Source organism: Yoonia sediminilitoris, assembly GCF_003058085.1.
GTDB lineage: Bacteria > Pseudomonadota > Alphaproteobacteria > Rhodobacterales > Rhodobacteraceae > Yoonia > Yoonia sediminilitoris.
Map to the genome: position 1 here is coordinate 134575 of NZ_QBUD01000001.1, position 16546 is coordinate 151120.

Consider the following 16546-nt stretch of genomic DNA (forward strand, 5'->3'; position numbering starts at 1 on the left):
GTCACAGGCCGGACAGACCGGCGCTATCCATCATCTGTGCTGCGGTTTCTTCAATCAACCTTTCCTGCGCTGCCCCTTTCACCGGCACACGGCCCATTTCCAGAAACAGTGGGGCAGCGAATGGTGTGATCCGTTTGGTCTTGACGTGATCAACGCGCCCAGCCGTCCGGGCCAGCATTTCCTCGATCCGGCCAAAATCGACAAGGCCGCGCATTGCTTCTTCGCGGGTGATTTGCAGCATCAGGTGGTTCGGGTCGTATTTGGCCAACGTGTCATACAGGATATCTGACGAAAAGGTGGCCTGCCGCCCGGATTTGCGCGCCTGCGGCAGGTTTCTTTCGATCAGACCGGCGATTGTGGCACTGCCCCGAAAGGTCTTTTTCATCACGGCATTTCCCGACAGCCAGTTTTCAAAACCATCGCGTAGGTCAGGTGCGCGAAACAAAGGGGCAGGGTCATCGACCCGGTCCAGTCCCCAGATCAGTGTTGCGTAATCCGTGGCCACAAATCCCATCGGGTGCAGGTGCAGTTCTTCCATCCGTTGGGTCAGTAACATGCCAAGTGTCTGCATCGCATTACGTCCGGCAAACCCGTAGGCGCAGGTATATTCGCGCTCATCAAAGCCGAAGCTTTCAACCAAAATCCGGTCTGCCTCGGGCATTTTGGAATATTGCCGCTGAAGCCCCAGCCATTCGGCCGTATGGTCGGGCAGGTCTGGCCACTTATCCTGTTGCAACATGCGCAGGATACGTTGGGACAGCTGTGTCGAATTTGCGAATTTCGTGCCCATGAAGGTGGCGATCTTGGGTGTCTTGTCGGCCCTGCGCGAGACCTCGACCGTCATTTCGCGCAGTCCTTCGTAACGTACGATCTGCCCGCCAATCAGGAATGTGTCCCCCGGAGTCAGGGTTGCGGCAAACGCTTCCTCTACCTCGCCCAAGGGCTTGAAGTTGCCGCGCAACCGCACTTTGAGGGTGTCGGTATCCTGAATCGTACCGATGTTCATGCGAATGCGCTGTGCGGCGCGCGGGTCGCGCAATTGCCACGCGCCGTCATCCGTTTGTAGCAGCCGTTTCCATTTATCATAGGCCCGTAGCGCGTAGCCCCCTGTGGCACAAAATTCCAGACAATCGTCAAAGGCTGCGCGGCTCAGCCCTGCATAGGCTCCGACGGTTTTGACCTCGTCAAACAGCGTATCCGCTTGAAACGGGCCAGCGCAGGCCCTGATTAGGATATGCTGGCACAGGACGTCACGCGGTCCCGCGCCTTTGGGGTCTCCATCCAGATCATGTGCTTTGACGGCTTCCAATGCCGCGACACATTCGACCACTTCAAATCTGTTGGCGGGCACCAAAAGTGCCTTTGAAGGCGCGTTATAGCGGTGATTGGCCCGTCCGATCCGCTGGACCAGCCGCTTGACGTTTTTTGGCGCGCCCACCTGAATAACAAGGTCCACGTCGCCCCAGTCGATCCCCAGATCAAGTGAACCGGTGCAGACGATGGCACGCAGATCACCATTGACCATGGCCGTTTCGACCTTTTCGCGCTGTTCACGCGACAGGCTGCCATGGTGGATACCAATCGGCAGGTCATCGGTGTTGGCAAGCCACAGGTTGTGAAAGTAGATTTCGGCCTGCGCGCGCGTATTGTGAAAGATCAGCGTCGTTTTGTGCTGCCTGACCTGCTCAAGCACTTCGGGGATGGCATATTTTGCACCGCCGCCAGCCCAGGGTGGTTTTTCGGCGGTGATCATCATTTGAATGTCAGGGTCCGGGCCGGGGTCTGCTTGCAGAATGGGGCAGGGGTCCGGATGGCAGGCCAATGCGCGCGCGATGGCGGTAGGGTCTTCGACGGTCGCCGACAGCCCCACGCGGCGCAGGTCGGGCGCTATCGCCTGCAACCGGCTGAGCGCCAGCATCAGTTGATCGCCGCGCTTGCTTTCAGCGAGCGCATGGATCTCATCGACGATAATCCGTTGCAGACCTTTGAACATACGCGGCGCGTCTTCGTAACTTGTCAGCAGGGCCAGCGATTCGGGCGTGGTCAGCAAGATATGCGGCGGGTCGGCGCGTTGTTTGCGTTTTTGCGTGTAGGAGGTATCGCCCGTGCGATCCTCAATCCGGATCGGCAGGGACATTTCTGCGACAGGCGTGCGCAGGTTGCGTTTGATGTCCGCGGCCAGTGCCTTGAGCGGCGAGACATAAAGTGTATGCAGCCCTTCGTGCGTGCCATCCGCCAGTTCGGCCAAAGTGGGCAGGAAGCCCGCCAACGTCTTGCCCCCGCCCGTCGGCGCGATCAGCAAGAGCGCCGGGGCTTCTGCACGCTCCAGCATATCGTGCTGGTGGGGATGAATGGTCCAGCCACGGTGGCTGAACCAGTCGGAAAAAATTGGTGGAAGGCTGGTCATGGCTCAAAGGTGATCTTTGCCAGCCTTTGGTCAACCCTATTCTGCGACAGGACCGCCAGCGGCTTTCCAATCGCCAAAGCCGCCAACATTGGTGATGTTTGTAAACCCCATATCTTTGAGCGTCTTGCCCGCCAATGCCGCTTGCCCACCGGCGCCGCAAATCAGGTTGATGTCCGCATCTTTTTGCAGCGCGGCATTGTGGAATTGGGTTTCGGGATCTGCGACAAACTCGATCATGCCACGGGGAATTGTCAGCGCCCCGGCAATTGTGCCGGATTTTGCGATTGCAGAACTGTCGCGGACATCCACAAAGATCGCTTCGCTTGCCGCGTGTTTGGCAATTGCTTCCTCGGCCGAGATGCGCGGTACGATCGCGTTTGCTTCGGTCATAAAGTCGCTTGAATTTTTCATTTGGTAACTCCTTTGGTTTTGCGTGCGGGGTGCACGAAGTATTTCAGGGCGGCGCCTGAATTCATGCTTTAACCTGTGGAGGAAGTAGACCGCAGATAGCCATTGGCCATAGTCTTGCGCCAATCTCGCAAGCCCGTTCAGGAAAAAAGACCCGGGCACAAGGCCCGGGCAAGTCCAACAGGGAGGTGGTGATATAACCCGATCACCGGCGGGGTTCTGTTGCGCTGGCGGCCAGAATCTGGGACAAGAACCCGGCCGCCGATGTTACTACGCCACTAATCTATAGCCCCCGGATTCGGTCACAAGAAGGCGAACATTGGACGGATCTGGTTCTATTTTTTGGCGAAGACGATAAATATGGGTCTCAAGCGTGTGTGTTGTCACACCTGCGTTGTAGCCCCAAACTTCATGCAGCAGCACGTCGCGGGCCACTACCCCTTCGGTTGCGCGGTAAAGAAACTTGAGAATATTCGTTTCTTTCTCGGTCAGTCGAATTTTGCTGTCATCTTCGCGCACTAACAGTTTCTGCGCAGGCTTGAAGGTGTAGGGCCCCATCTGGAAAACAGCGTCCTCGGATTGCTCGTGCGTGCGCAACTGGCTTCTGATTCTTGCCAGCAGCACCGGGAATTTGAACGGCTTGCTGACGTAGTCGTTGGCGCCAGCGTCCAATCCCAGAATCGTGTCAGCGTCGCTGTCTTGCGCTGTCAGCATCACAATGGGGCATTTGACCCCTTGCTTGCGCAGCAGCCTGCAAAGTTCGCGGCCGTCTGTGTCGGGCAGGCCCACATCGAGGATCATCAGATCATAAAGACCTTCCTTCGATTTGACGAGCGCGCTTGCCCCATCGTCAGCTTCGAACACGTCAAATTCGTCTGTCATTATCAGCTGTTCGCCGAGTGCTTCGCGCAGATCGTCGTCATCATCCACGAGCAGAATTCTTTTTGCTTGTCCCATGACAATCTCCTTCGTTCTGGTAATAGAAATGTGTTCTTGAAGTGCTTTCGACAAGTCAGAGCAGAAAATTTCACACGGACGTGTGAATTGGCTGCGAATTGTTTCACTTTTGTCCGGAAACCGATAGTTGAGAGCAGGAAAGAGAAACATATGCCCACAAACCTGTCCCCCGATATTACAGAACGGATCGCCCGTGCGCGGGCCGATTTGCGGATGGGCGTGCCGGTTGTGCTTGAAGAGGGGCTGATCGTTCTTGCGGTCGAGTCGCTTGATCCGGACCGCTTCGCGCATCTTCGCACGCTGGACGGCGAGTTGACGTTGTCCATCACCAGCAGGCGGGCACAGACACTCAAGGCGCGCGCCTACGATGGGGATATCGCCCGCATCCTTCTGCCCCCCGATGCAACCGCCGCATGGGTGCGTGCCGTGGCGGACCCTGCTGATGATTTGCGCAGCCCGATGAAAGGTCCCCTGCACAGTGCGCGTGATGGCACGGCACATCTGCACCGGGCCGCGATTGCCTTGGTCAAGGCCGCCAGACTTTTGCCTGCAGCCCTTACGCTGACAACGCAAGACCCTGCGGGCTTTGCCGCTGCCCATAATCTGACGATCGTGCCGGGTGCGGAGGTCCTGCAACAGCGACTCAGTCCGCTGCACCCTGTGATCAGCGCCCGTCTTCCGCTTGCGGTGTCCGAGGCGGGGCGGCTGCATGTTTTTCGGCCCGATGACGGGGCAGAGGAACATTATGCCGTCGAAATTGGTCAGCCGGATCGGGCGGCACCTGTGCTGTCGCGGCTGCATTCGGCCTGTTTTACCGGTGATCTGCTGGGGTCGCTGAAATGCGATTGCGGGCCGCAACTGCGCGGTGCGCTGGCGCAAATGGGGGCCGAAGGGGCAGGTGTGTTGCTCTACCTCAACCAAGAGGGGCGGGGCATCGGGCTGGCCAACAAGATGCGCGCCTATTCGTTGCAGGATCAGGGATTCGACACGGTCGAGGCAAACCATAGGTTGGGCTTTGAGGATGATGAACGTGATTTCCGGATCGGGGCTGAAATCCTCAAACGGATGGGGTTTTCTGCGGTCAGGCTGATGACGAACAACCCCGCCAAGGTCGCGCGGATGGAGGACGCAGGCATCACAGTGACGGAACGTGTGCCGCTGATGGTGGGGGAAAACCGGCATAACACGGACTATCTGGCAACCAAGGCAAGCAAGTCAGGGCATCTTTTATGACCCGACAGACACCAAACCGTAAGATGGATCTTGATCCATCCCGCCTCTGGCTTCGCACATGAAGGTGACCGACCTTATTGTCACGCCGACACACCTGCGTTTTCTGGGGCGGCGGTTTGCGCGGACCATCGGGCGGGGTGGTGTGACGGACCACAAGGCGGAAGGGGACGGTGCCACGCCCCGTGGCGTGCACCGGATTGTCGGTATGCTTTACCGGCCCGACCGGATGGCGCGCCCTGCTGACTGGGCGCTGCCGATCCGGCCAGTTGATGTGTGGTCTGACGACGTGACCGACCCGGATTATAATCTGATGGTCCGCAAGCCCCACGGATACGGTCACGAACTGCTGCGCCGGGCTGATCCGATGTATGATCTGGTCATTCTGACTGACTGGAACTGGCCCTATGCTGTCAAAGGGCGCGGATCGGCTATTTTCATGCACCAGTGGCGCGGACCGGGCCGACCGACCGCAGGCTGCGTCGGAGTCAAAAGACAAGATCTGCTCTGGATTGCGCCGCGGATCCGACATCAAACCCGGCTCGTAATCGTATAGCAACCAACAGTCGTATGTGACTGCGCCAGTCAACAGACTTACCAAAACAAAGGATCGCCACCCAAATGAGCCCCGAACAAATCGCAGCACTTCCCTACCGGCCCTGCGTGGGCATCATGTTGGCCAACACGCGCGGCCATATTTTTGTCGGTCAGCGGATCGACCGTGATACTGACGCTTGGCAAATGCCGCAGGGCGGTGTCGATCCCGGTGAAGGAACCAAACAAGCGGCCCTACGTGAGCTACAAGAAGAAACTGGCGTCACCCCGAACCTTGTTGCCATCGAAGCGGAAACAACAGGTCTTATCCGCTATGAGTTGCCGCATGCGCTTGTGCCAAAAATCTGGAAAGGGCGCTATCGGGGGCAGGAACAGAAATGGTATCTGATGCGGTTTCATGGCGAGGATAACCAGATTGATATTGTCACGGCGCACCCTGAATTCTCACGCTGGAAATGGCTGCCCAAAGACCAGCTTGTCGATGCAATCGTCCCTTTCAAGCGCAAGGTCTATGAACAGGTCCTGGCCGAATTCACGACAAGATTGTGATGCGCCCCAAGGAACAGGCCCGCGGTTCCGTCTGATCTGGACTGACGATGAAAGGACCACAGCCATGAAATTCATGATGACCATATTGGGCTTGATAGTTTTTGCGGGACAAGCCGCCGCTCTGAGTTGTATGCGCCCTGATCCGATCGCGACCTTCAATCAGGTGGCCGCAGCACCTGAACCTTACTTTGTGCTGTACGGGCGATTGCATTTTGACGAATCTGCGCTGCCTCAGGGCCTGAAAGATCCACAATCGCCAGACCCTGCCGCTATTGCGGCGGAGTTTGTCGGGATGACACTGACCAGCGCAGGGTTCGTGCGGCCCTATGAAAGTCCCGTTGAACTGCTGCCCGTCTGTGCGGGTCCATGGTGCGGCAGTGCGCGCACCGATGTTGATGCGATCTATTTTGTCCGGGCGGACAAGGTGCCGGTGATGGCGATTGCGGAGCCATGTGGCGGCATGATCTTTGCAAACCCGTCGCCCGAAGTTCTGGACGCGCTGACTGTCTGCATGCAGGGCGGCGCCTGCCTACCGCAGCCGCTGCAATAGCGACAGCGACGCATAGCCGTCCGTTGGCAGACCGATACTGCGTTGATAACGCCGGATTGCGGCACGGCTGTTGGGACCTATCTTGCCATCTACACCGCCGGTCGAAAAGCCCGCCGCCGTCAGGCGCTGCTGGAGCTCGACCCGTTCAGCGCGCCGCAGGCTGCGTTCACCGCTAGGCCATGGTTGCCGAAGCGGACCAGCACCCGCAATTCGGTCACCAAGATGGCCGACCCCGATGATATAGGCTTGGGCATTGTTGTACCGTGAAATCACGTCGTAATTGCGAAACACCAGAAAGGCTGGCCCACGCGCACCTGTCGGTGTAATCAATGATGCCTCGCCATAATTGGGCACGGCATTTCCGTCCACGCCGCGCACGCCAAGTCGGCCCCAGCCTGCGGGCGATCTGCGCGATTGGCGGTCTGACAAGCCGTAGTCGAATCCGTTGGGCAACAGCACCTCGACCCCCCAAGGCTGCCCCTGTTGCCAGCGGAATTGGCGCAGATAGGCCGCGGTCGAGGCAAGCGCATCGCTGGGATCATCCGCCCAGATATCGCGTCTTCCATCACCGGTGAAATCAACCGCATAGGCCTGATAAGAGGTGGGGATAAACTGCGTGTGTCCCATCGCCCCGGCCCAGGACCCGGTCATATTCTGCGGCGCAACATCGCCACGCTGCAAAATCCGCAATGCGGCGATCAACTGCTGTTCAAAGAACCGCCCGCGCCGCCCGTCATGGGCCAGCGTGGCAAGGGTCGACACCAGTGGCACATCACCGCGCCGCTGGCCGTAATTGCTTTCCATGCCCCAGATTGAGGTCACGATATGCGGTGGCACCCCGTAGGTCGCTTCAATACGGCCAAGCAGATTGCCATATTGCCGGATCAGCGAGCGCCCGTTCCGGACCCGAGTGTCAGATGCTGCCGTTGCCATATACTCCGACAATGGCTTTACGAACTCTGACTGGTTTCGGTCCCGCCGAATACTGTCTGGCAGATATTGCACACCGGCAAAGGCAGCCCGCAATGTGCTGTTCCTGATCCCGGCGGCCTTTGCGCGCCTTTGAAAACCGGCAATCCAGTTTGAAAAGCCGTTTGCCTGTGCGGATATTGGCCCTGCTCCCGCTACACCGCTGACCAAACCCGCCAAGAACGTTCTGCGTTTCACGTCGTGATCCTCTTGCTCATACGCCGCAGGTATAACGCAATGAGGGATCGAAGAAACTGTGTCAGGAAAGCACGCGCTGATTTTTGCCGCCAAAGCCCGGTCGTGAGCGCAGTCAGCCTCTAGGTGTTTGCTTCCAGAAGCGACCCTTCACCGATGTCACGCATACTGTTGCGCGCGTCAGTGCGGGGTGTTGCAGCCTTGCTTGTATTATAATTGGGGACAATGTCTTCGTCGTCGCAACCGCCTACCATATCCAGCCAGTTTTGGGCGCTCTCTTGCCGGACCAGTTGTCCAACAACCATCTTACGAATACTGGCGTGTTCTGGCACGAGTATGTTGACAAAGGCATTCATGGAGGTCGGTCCTTTCGCAGTACGTAAGCGGAATTTCGCCGCTAAATGCGGTCTCAGAATGACGAATCCGCCGCCAAATAAGACGAATCTTTGACCGTTACCCCAAGCAATATGAACAATTTGCACCATGGGCTCTCATTGTTGCGATTCATGGTGTCGCCAAATGACAAGTTTCCGGGCTCCGCGGGCCAGCAGACAGCGCGTGTCTCGATCGTGTCGCGCAGCATCGGAACCCTGCGTGGTCGAAAGCTTTGTTGTGAAATGGTGAGGCTTTGCGTCCGGTCCAGCCGAAAATTGCGGTGGGCTTGCGTGGCTGGCGCTTTGGCAAGCGCGCACCCGCAGCCCGTTGAGCCGTCGATATTTGGCTGACTTATCACCGGCTCAAACGCGTCTAGACTTCCTTGGCCATGGCCAACCGGTAGCTGACGGCCTCTGCCACATGGGGTTTGCGCACTGTTTCGGCCCCGTCCAGATCCGCCACCGTTCGCGCTACCCTGAGGACGCGGTGATAGCCGCGTGCGGACAGGCCGAAACGCTCTGCCACTTTGATCAAGAGGTCACGTCCTTCGCTGTCGGGAGTGGCGATTTCTTCCAGCAGGTGCCCTTCGGCATCTGCGTTCACCCGGATTTTGTCTTGATCTGCAAAGCGTGCAGTCTGCTTGTCGCGTGCTATCGCGACCCGGGCGGCAATGCTGGCTGTGCTTTCCCCATCCTCGGGCAGGTCCAGATCGGTGAATGCAACGGGCGGCACTTCAACCCGTAAATCGAACCGGTCCATCAAGGGGCCAGAGATGCGACCCAGATATTCCTCTCCGCAGATCGGCACGCGCGCGCAGGCCCGGGTTGGATCGGCAAAGTGGCCGCATCGGCATGGGTTGGCTGCCGCGACCAGCATGAATTTGCAGGGGTAGCGCACATGCGCATTGGCGCGCGCGACCACGACTTCGCCCGTTTCAATCGGTTGGCGTAGCGTTTCCAATACAGGCCGCGCGAATTCGGGAAACTCGTCCATGAAGAGCACGCCGTTGTGGGCAAGGCTGATTTCGCCGGGCTTCGCGCCCCGCCCGCCACCAACAATCGCCGCCATTGACGCCGTGTGGTGCGGTTCGCGAAAGGGCCGTTCACGGCTGATCCCGCCTTCGTCCAGCAGGCCGGAAAGGGAGTGTATCATCGAGGTTTCCAGTGCTTCGGCGGGGGTTAACGGCGGCAACAAACCGGGAATACGCGCGGCAAGCATGGATTTGCCAGACCCCGGTGCGCCAACAAACATCAAGTGATGGCGGCCTGCTGCTGCGATCTCCAGCGCACGTTTGGCACGTTCCTGTCCTTTGACCTCTGCCATGTCGCGCGCGCCGTGGGGCTGGACCACTTCACCGGGTTCGGATGCGGCAAGGACCGATTGCCCTGTAAAATGGCGCACAACTTCGGCCAGATCACGCGGGGCGATGACATTTGCAGCACCGACCCACGCGGCCTCTGCCCCGCAGGCAGCAGGGCACAGCAAGGTCCTTTCATCCTCTGCTGCGGCCATTGCTGCGGGTAGGGCACCCACGACGGGCACCAATTTACCGTCGAGCGACAATTCACCCAAGGCAACGATCTGTTCCGCATTGTCTTGCGGGATGATTTCAAGGGCCGAAAGCAGCGCCACCGCAATCGGCAGGTCAAAGTGCGACCCTTCCTTGGGCATGTCCGCAGGCGACATGTTGATCGTGATTCGTTTCGAGGGCAGCGCGATGGCCATGTTGGTCAACGCCGCGCGCACACGTTCCTTGGCCTCTGACACCGCTTTGTCGGGCAGGCCGACCACGGAGAATGACGGAATACCGGGGGAAACGGCGCATTGCACCTCGACCACACGGGCTTCGATCCCCTCAAACGCAACTGTGTAGGTCTTGGCGACCATTTGACCACTCCCCGTTAATGGTTAACGGGTAGTGGGACGTGGTTTAGGAATGGTTAACGGACGGCCATGGACGATGGGCAAGATCCATCGGGTAGGGCCAAGGGTCGTGGGTTTTTGACTGCGATGCCACATGCCATTCCAGAAAAGCAGGGTCAATCAGATGCGCCTGCACATAGGCATTTGCGGCCTCACCAACAGGCAGATCATAAGCTGTGATGCGCATGGCCACCGGGGCAAAGAAGGCATCGGCAACGCTGTATTTTCCAAACAGCCAAGGCCCGTCTGCACCATGCCTTTCGCGGGCCAATGCCCACAGAAATTCAATTCGGGCAAGATCCGCCGATACGGCGTCTGACGGGGTAAACCCCTCCCAGACGCGTGAAATCATCATCGGGCAATCATTGCGCAACGCGCCAAATCCGCCATGCATTTCTGAAGCCAGGTTCCGGGCGAGTGCGCGTGCCGCCGGGTCTTTCGGGTAAATTCCGGCATCGGGATGGGCCTCGTACAATGTTTCAGCCATTGCCATGCTGTCGGATAGCACGTGCCCTTGCGGTGTTCGCAGTGCGGGTACCGTGCGCGCTGGGGCAAGATGTGCCAGCTCTGCGCGGTAGGTGCCAGCATAAAGCCCAACCATATGGGTTTTGAAAGGCAGACCGGACTTTTCAAGCATCAGCCAACCACGGAGCGACCAGCTGCTGAAGGTGCGATCACCGATATAAAGATCATATGTCATGCGCATGACGTTAGAGACGGTTCAACCCGTTGCCAAACAAGGAATTTTGACGTTCCATATCACGGAATGTGATTGATGTTCCCAACCTGCCAGCGTCCGCTTGCCATGGTGATGTCAGTCACGGACAGGTTGTCGATATTGTGGCCCATCGCCTGATAGGCGGTGCTGCTGCTGGCGCGTTGTATCTGGGTCATGATAACGCCGATATGGGCAACCAATACGATATCTGCGTCTGCGTGGTCGCGGCAGAGTTGGTCAACCACGCGGCTGACCCTTGCCGCGACACCGTTCCAGCTTTCGCCTTCTGGCGCTGTCAGTTCGCCAGGTTGCTCCCAGAAACGGCGGCTTAGGTCGGGGTCGCGGGCGGCGACCTGATCAAAGGTCATCCCGTCCCAGACGCCAAAGTCGAATTCGCGCAATCCTGCATTGTCTGGAAGACGCTGCCGCGTGCCGCCAATCGCGTCAGCTGTGGCAGAGGCGCGGCGCAAGTCGGACGCGATGACCAGCGCGTCTGACGGCAAATAGGCATCAACCCTGTCGATCAGCGCCTGATCGGAAAGATCTGCGGGGACATCGCGCCATCCGACAAAGGTTTTCTGGTGTGTTGGCCCGTGCCTTACCAGCCAGAACCGGGTCACAAAGACCCTTTCAGCGCAAGGGGCAGACCCGCCATAACAGCGACGACCAAGTCTGCCTCGGTGGCGATGGACTGGTTCAGCGTGCCTTGGGCGTCACGAAACGTGCGCGACAGTTTGTTGTCTGGTACAATCCCTTGCCCGACTTCGTTGGAAACGACGACTACTTCTGCGCGGCACATGCACAAGGCGGCGACCAGATGTGCACTTTCCACAGCAAGATCGTAGTCACCCAAGATGATATTGGTCAGCCAAAGCGTGGCGCAATCAATCAGGATCACCTGTGAATGGTCCGCCTCTGCCAATATATCCGCGACGGCGACAGGTTCCTCCACCGTTGTCCATTCGGTCCCCCGGCGTTCCTGATGGCGCAATTTTTTTTCCGCCATTTCATCATCAGAAATCTGGGCGGTCGCAACATAAAGCGGGGCCAGATTGCTTTCCAGGACAAGGTTTTCCGCAAAGGCAGACTTGCCAGACGCGGCACCACCAAGCACGAGCGTGAGTTTTCCAGACTGAGTCATGTGAACTTTTTCTGATCCAATGCGTTTGTCCCATCGTAACAAATTCAAGAAGCAAAGTTAATGCATCGCAAGATCACTGGGAGAAATATCATGGGTGTCACCGGTTTTTCTGATCAAACATTGTCACGTACAGCTATGAAGGCTGAATTGTTGGACGCTGAAACTGAACTCGCTCTTGCGTATGCATGGCGCGACCAGCGGGACGAACAGGCGCTGCACCGCCTTATCACGGCCTATATGCGTCTTGCCATCTCAATGGCGTCTAAATTCAAACGCTACGGTGCGCCGATGAATGATCTTATTCAGGAAGCGTCTGTTGGCCTGATGAAAGCTGCAGACAAATTTGATCCTGATCGTGGCGTGCGCTTTTCAACCTATGCTGTCTGGTGGATCAAGGCATCCATTCAGGACTATGTGATGCGCAACTGGTCGATGGTGCGCACCGGTTCCACCTCATCGCAGAAATCACTGTTTTTCAACATGCGCCGGGTTCAGGCAAGGTTGGAACGTGAAGCTTCCGCCGAGGGCCGCGAGATCGACCGTCAGGAGATGCGCGAGTTGATCGCCATTGAAGTTGGTGTGCCGCTGCATGATGTCGAAATGATGGAAGGGCGCTTGTCCGGTTCTGACTTTTCGCTCAACGCCACCCAGTCGGTTGACGATGAAGGTCGCGAATGGATTGACGCGCTCGAGGACGATGGCCCGCAGGCCGCAGAGACCGTCGAGAATTCGCATGACAATGACACGTTGCGCCAGTGGCTTGTTACGGCCTTGTCATCGCTGAACGATCGCGAGCAGTTCATCGTCCGTGAACGCAAACTGCGTGAGGACCCGCGCACGCTGGAAAGTCTTGGTACCGAACTGGGGCTGTCCAAAGAGCGCGTGCGTCAGTTGGAAGCAGCAGCCTTTGGCAAAATGCGCAAGAGCCTTGAGTCGCAAAGCACCGAGGTCCATTCGTTTTTTGCATAGCCGCATGACATTGTCATTCCGGTATCATCTGACCTAGTGTCTGGCATGGGTGATACCGGAGCAGACCATGTTGGCGAATAAACATATCCTGTTGATTGTAGGCGGCGGCATCGCCGCCTTTAAATCGTTGGACCTTGTGCGCCGGTTGCGCGAGCGCGGCTGTCGCGTGACACCTGTCCTGACCAAGTCGGGTGCCGAGTTTGTGACGCCTCTCAGCCTGTCGGCGCTTTCCGCAAGCAAAATCTATCAAGACCTGTTCGACCTTACGGACGAAGCCGAGATGGGCCATATCGAATTGTCACGCGCCGCTGATCTGATCGTTGTCGCCCCTGCCACGGCGGACCTGATGGCCAAGATGGCGAGTGGCTTGGCCAATGATCTGGCCTCAACACTCCTTTTGGCGACGGACAAGCGCGTCTTGATCGCCCCGTCGATGAATGTGCGCATGTGGGACCACCCCGCGACACAACGCAATCTGACCACTCTGCAAGGCGATGGGGTGCTGGTCGTTGGCCCGAATGAAGGCGATATGGCCTGCGGTGAATATGGACCCGGTCGCATGGCCGAGGTGCCAGAGATTATCGCCGCGATTGACGCCGCATTGTCCGATGGCCCGCTGAAGGGCAAACATATCCTTGTGACGTCCGGCCCGACACACGAACCGATTGATCCGGTGCGCTATATCGCGAACCGCTCCTCGGGTGCGCAGGGCACGGCGATTGGGGCGGCATTGGCCGCACTTGGCGCCGATGTGACCTTTGTAACGGGGCCTGCTGATGTGCTTCCGCCGCAGGGTGTAGATGTGATCAAGGTGCAGACAGCAGCACAGATGCTTGACGCCGTTCAATCCGCTCCTGCCGCTGATGCGGCGGTCTTTGCGGCGGCCGTTGCGGACTGGCGGGTGGCGAACGCGGGCGACAGCAAGATCAAGAAAGATGGCAGCGGCCTGCCGACGCTGGAATTTGCCGAAAATCCGGACATTCTGGCAACCGTGTCGCAGATGACCGTAGGACGGCCAAAACTGGTCGTGGGCTTTGCCGCTGAAACCGATGATGTGATTGCCAACGCAACGGCCAAGCGGTTGCGCAAGGGGTGCGACTGGATCGTGGCCAACGATGTGTCACCTAATACGGGGATCATGGGTGGCAAAGAGAACGCGGTCACACTGATCAGTGACGCCGGTGCCGAAAACTGGCCGCGCATGGGCAAAGAGGCAGTGGCAACCGCACTTGCCAAGCGGATTGCAGAGGCCTTGGCATGACGCCGACAATCCAGTTGCAATGGGATGCAGGCGCGGACCCTGACGTGGGCCTGCCGTCCTATGAGACACAAGGCGCGGCAGGTGCAGATCTGCGGGCCAATTTGCCGGAGCGTGACAAGATCACCCTGATGCCCGGCGCACGCAAGCTGATTCCGACAGGCCTGCGGATGGCCATTCCTGACGGGTTTGAGGTGCAGATCAGGCCACGCTCTGGCCTTGCGCTTAAGCATGGGATCACGATGGTGAACAGTCCGGGCACGATCGACGGTGACTATCGCGGGCCGGTCGGTGTGATCCTGATCAATCTGGGCACCGAATATTTCGACGTCACGCATGGGATGCGTATCGCGCAAATGGTGGTCGCTCCGGTGTCGCAAGCCACGTTTCAGATGGTGCAAGCGTTGGACGTGACCGCGCGGGGCACAGGCGGATTTGGGTCAACTGGCCTATGATTATGGTCGGTGCGATGGCTGCCGTCCTCTGGGGGATCGGCATTGCGATGAAGGCGCCATATCACGCGCGCTGGACTATGATGGGCATTCTGCTTGTGGCGGTCATGATCATCCATGTTGCCCTGCCGGACGGGCACCCGTTGCGGATGGCCACTGGCGGTGATGCGCGCTTGTGGGGGCTGTTGATTGCCTTTGGTTTCATGGTCTGGGGATATCGCAAATTTTTGGGTGGCCTGCGTCGACAGGTGGCTGCCAAGGCGGCACCTGCGCCAGCCTCGTCGGACCGCTTTTCCACGACGGAACTCGACCGCTACGCACGCCATATCATGCTGCGCGAGGTGGGCGGACCGGGACAGAAGGCCATGCGCGACGCCAAGGTGCTGGTCGTCGGGGCAGGGGGGCTGGGCGCGCCCGCGCTGCAATATCTGGCGGCGGCAGGCGTTGGCACGATTGGTGTCATTGACGATGACACGGTTGAAAACACAAACCTGCAACGGCAGGTTATTCATCTGGACCGCAATATCGGGATGCCAAAGGTGCATTCCGCTGCCGAGGCGATGAAAGCTCAAAACCCTTTTGTTGTCGTGCGCCCCTATCAGCGGCGGCTGGAGGAGGAGATCGCGGCGGACCTGTTTGCGGACTACGACCTGATCCTTGATGGGACTGACAATTTCGATACGCGCTATCTGGTGAACCGTACCGCCGTGGCGCTGGGCAAACCGCTGATTGCGGGCGCCTTGACCCAATGGGAGGGGCAGATCAGCCTTTACGCTCCGGCCCAAGGCACGCCGTGTTACGAATGCGTCTTTCCAACCGCCCCCGACAGTGCGTTGGTGCCCAGTTGCGCCGAGGCGGGGGTCATTGGTCCGCTGCCCGGTGTCATCGGTGCGATGATGGCGGTTGAGGCGGTGAAACTCATTACCGGCGCGGGCGATGGTCTGGGTGGCCGGATGCTGATTTATGATGCGCTTTACGCGCAAACGCGCACGATCAATATCAAGCCACGCGCCGATTGCGCCGTCTGTGGCGGACAGGGCTTGCGCCCGTCTGAGTGAAGCCCATACTGCGGCATTGAAATTGTCCGATGGGAGTCCCAGACATGAAAATAATCGCCACAGTTGCTGCCATGATGATCGCCACCGTCGCCAGTGCGGATGGGCACCTGCCCGATTTGGACGGGCGCGAGATTGTCGTCGTGACCGAAAACGCCTATCCGCCGCTGCAATTCATTGATGGCGAAGGCAATGCCGTGGGCTGGGAATACGACGCGATGGCCGAGATCGCGGAGCGTCTGAACGCCACGGTCGTCTATGAAAACATCAGCTGGGACGCGATGATTCCTGCCGTGTCTGAAGGGCAGTTCGATCTGGGCATGACCGGCATTACTATCCGCGAGGACCGCGCGGAAATTGTCGATTTTTCGGATAAATACATGACCTCGGAAATGGTAATGATGGTGCGCGGCGACGAGGACCGCTTTGACGACGCCGCCGGATTTGCCGCCAATGATGATCTGCTGATGGCGGCCCAACCGGGCACAACCCCGTTTTACGTCGGTGTCTATGATGTACTCGACGGCGACGAGGCCAACCCCCGCATCAAGCTGATGGAAACATTCGGGGCCACGGTGCAAGCGCTGCGCGCGGGCGACGTTGATCTGGTGCTGACCGATGGCACAGCCGGGAACGGCTATGTCGAAGCCTCTGACGGTGGTCTCAAGATTATCGGCAATAAGTTGGGCACCGAAGACTTCGGCTTCATCTTTCCCAAAGGCTCTGATCTGGTCGCCCCGATCAATGCCGCCATCGCGGATATGACTGCCGATGGCACGATTGATGCGCTCAATACCAAGTGGTTCCTTGAATATAAGCTTGGTGAATAAGCCCT

Annotated in this window: 18 protein-coding genes; 9 read left to right on the plus strand and 9 right to left on the minus strand. The window is 58.4% G+C overall.

Annotated features, from left to right (window positions below):
• Nucleotide 1: 1 nt before the first annotated feature.
• The 3 genes from C8N45_RS00680 to C8N45_RS00690 all read right to left on the minus strand — a co-directional run bounded on the left by C8N45_RS00680 (nucleotide 2) and on the right by C8N45_RS00690 (nucleotide 3772).
• On the minus strand, nucleotides 2–2407 hold the full coding sequence (locus C8N45_RS00680) for a ligase-associated DNA damage response DEXH box helicase (protein ID WP_108384293.1): 2406 nt from the start codon (nucleotides 2405–2407) through the stop codon (nucleotides 2–4).
• Between the two features lie 36 nt (nucleotides 2408–2443).
• Nucleotides 2444–2818, minus strand: a complete 375-nt coding sequence (locus C8N45_RS00685) for a rhodanese-like domain-containing protein (protein WP_108384296.1) — start codon at nucleotides 2816–2818, stop codon at nucleotides 2444–2446.
• Between the two features lie 267 nt (nucleotides 2819–3085).
• Complete coding sequence (locus C8N45_RS00690; RefSeq protein ID WP_108384297.1) at nucleotides 3086–3772, minus strand: response regulator transcription factor; 687 nt, start codon at nucleotides 3770–3772, stop codon at nucleotides 3086–3088.
• A gap of 150 nt (nucleotides 3773–3922) precedes the next feature.
• Here C8N45_RS00690 and ribA point away from each other — a divergent pair, with 150 nt between their 5' ends.
• The 4 genes from ribA to C8N45_RS00710 all read left to right on the plus strand — a co-directional run bounded on the left by ribA (nucleotide 3923) and on the right by C8N45_RS00710 (nucleotide 6656).
• Complete coding sequence (gene ribA / locus C8N45_RS00695; RefSeq protein WP_108384299.1) at nucleotides 3923–5005, plus strand: GTP cyclohydrolase II; 1083 nt, start codon at nucleotides 3923–3925, stop codon at nucleotides 5003–5005.
• A 58-nt stretch (nucleotides 5006–5063) separates the two neighbouring features.
• Nucleotides 5064–5558: a L,D-transpeptidase family protein gene (locus tag C8N45_RS00700; RefSeq protein ID WP_108384301.1), complete on the plus strand. Its 495-nt coding sequence runs from the start codon at nucleotides 5064–5066 to the stop codon at nucleotides 5556–5558.
• Nucleotides 5559–5623: 65 nt separating this feature from the next.
• Nucleotides 5624–6106 (plus strand): RNA pyrophosphohydrolase, encoded by a 483-nt coding sequence (locus C8N45_RS00705; protein ID WP_108384302.1) that lies wholly within the window; start codon nucleotides 5624–5626, stop codon nucleotides 6104–6106.
• A 64-nt stretch (nucleotides 6107–6170) separates the two neighbouring features.
• Complete coding sequence (locus tag C8N45_RS00710; RefSeq protein ID WP_108384304.1) at nucleotides 6171–6656, plus strand: hypothetical protein; 486 nt, start codon at nucleotides 6171–6173, stop codon at nucleotides 6654–6656.
• Here the strand turns inward: C8N45_RS00710 and C8N45_RS00715 are convergent.
• The 6 genes from C8N45_RS00715 to cobU form a co-directional block, all read right to left on the minus strand.
• The gene (locus C8N45_RS00715; RefSeq protein WP_245882507.1) at nucleotides 6636–7823 is read right to left on the minus strand and encodes a lytic murein transglycosylase; all 1188 of its coding nucleotides are present in this window, start codon (nucleotides 7821–7823) and stop codon (nucleotides 6636–6638) included. The two genes, C8N45_RS00710 and C8N45_RS00715, sit on opposite strands and share 21 nt — an antisense overlap.
• A gap of 119 nt (nucleotides 7824–7942) precedes the next feature.
• On the minus strand, nucleotides 7943–8176 hold the full coding sequence (locus tag C8N45_RS00720) for a hypothetical protein (protein ID WP_108384308.1): 234 nt from the start codon (nucleotides 8174–8176) through the stop codon (nucleotides 7943–7945).
• Between the two features lie 391 nt (nucleotides 8177–8567).
• Complete coding sequence (locus tag C8N45_RS00730; RefSeq protein WP_108384309.1) at nucleotides 8568–10082, minus strand: YifB family Mg chelatase-like AAA ATPase; 1515 nt, start codon at nucleotides 10080–10082, stop codon at nucleotides 8568–8570.
• A 43-nt stretch (nucleotides 10083–10125) separates the two neighbouring features.
• Nucleotides 10126–10818, minus strand: a complete 693-nt coding sequence (locus C8N45_RS00735; RefSeq protein WP_108385071.1) for a glutathione S-transferase — start codon at nucleotides 10816–10818, stop codon at nucleotides 10126–10128.
• Between the two features lie 59 nt (nucleotides 10819–10877).
• Nucleotides 10878–11456: a histidine phosphatase family protein gene (locus C8N45_RS00740; RefSeq protein ID WP_108384311.1), complete on the minus strand. Its 579-nt coding sequence runs from the start codon at nucleotides 11454–11456 to the stop codon at nucleotides 10878–10880.
• Nucleotides 11453–11977, minus strand: coding sequence for a bifunctional adenosylcobinamide kinase/adenosylcobinamide-phosphate guanylyltransferase (gene cobU / locus C8N45_RS00745; RefSeq protein WP_108384312.1), 525 nt, complete (start codon nucleotides 11975–11977; stop codon nucleotides 11453–11455). The genes C8N45_RS00740 and cobU overlap by 4 nt, the downstream gene beginning before the upstream one ends.
• Before the next feature lie 90 nt (nucleotides 11978–12067).
• Here cobU and C8N45_RS00750 point away from each other — a divergent pair, with 90 nt between their 5' ends.
• From C8N45_RS00750 to C8N45_RS00770, 5 genes are all read left to right on the plus strand, one after another.
• A complete protein-coding gene (locus C8N45_RS00750) occupies nucleotides 12068–12946 on the plus strand; it encodes an RNA polymerase factor sigma-32 (protein WP_108385072.1) in 879 nt (292 codons plus the stop codon).
• A gap of 67 nt (nucleotides 12947–13013) precedes the next feature.
• Nucleotides 13014–14207 (plus strand): bifunctional phosphopantothenoylcysteine decarboxylase/phosphopantothenate--cysteine ligase CoaBC, encoded by a 1194-nt coding sequence (gene coaBC, locus C8N45_RS00755; protein WP_108384314.1) that lies wholly within the window; start codon nucleotides 13014–13016, stop codon nucleotides 14205–14207.
• The gene (gene dut / locus C8N45_RS00760) at nucleotides 14204–14659 is read left to right on the plus strand and encodes a dUTP diphosphatase (protein ID WP_108384315.1); all 456 of its coding nucleotides are present in this window, start codon (nucleotides 14204–14206) and stop codon (nucleotides 14657–14659) included. Before coaBC ends, dut begins: the two co-directional genes overlap by 4 nt.
• A complete protein-coding gene (locus C8N45_RS00765) occupies nucleotides 14656–15714 on the plus strand; it encodes a HesA/MoeB/ThiF family protein (RefSeq protein WP_108384317.1) in 1059 nt (352 codons plus the stop codon). The genes dut and C8N45_RS00765 overlap by 4 nt, the downstream gene beginning before the upstream one ends.
• 44 nt (nucleotides 15715–15758) lie before the next feature.
• The gene (locus C8N45_RS00770; protein ID WP_108384319.1) at nucleotides 15759–16541 is read left to right on the plus strand and encodes a transporter substrate-binding domain-containing protein; all 783 of its coding nucleotides are present in this window, start codon (nucleotides 15759–15761) and stop codon (nucleotides 16539–16541) included.
• Nucleotides 16542–16546: the final 5 nt, after the last annotated feature.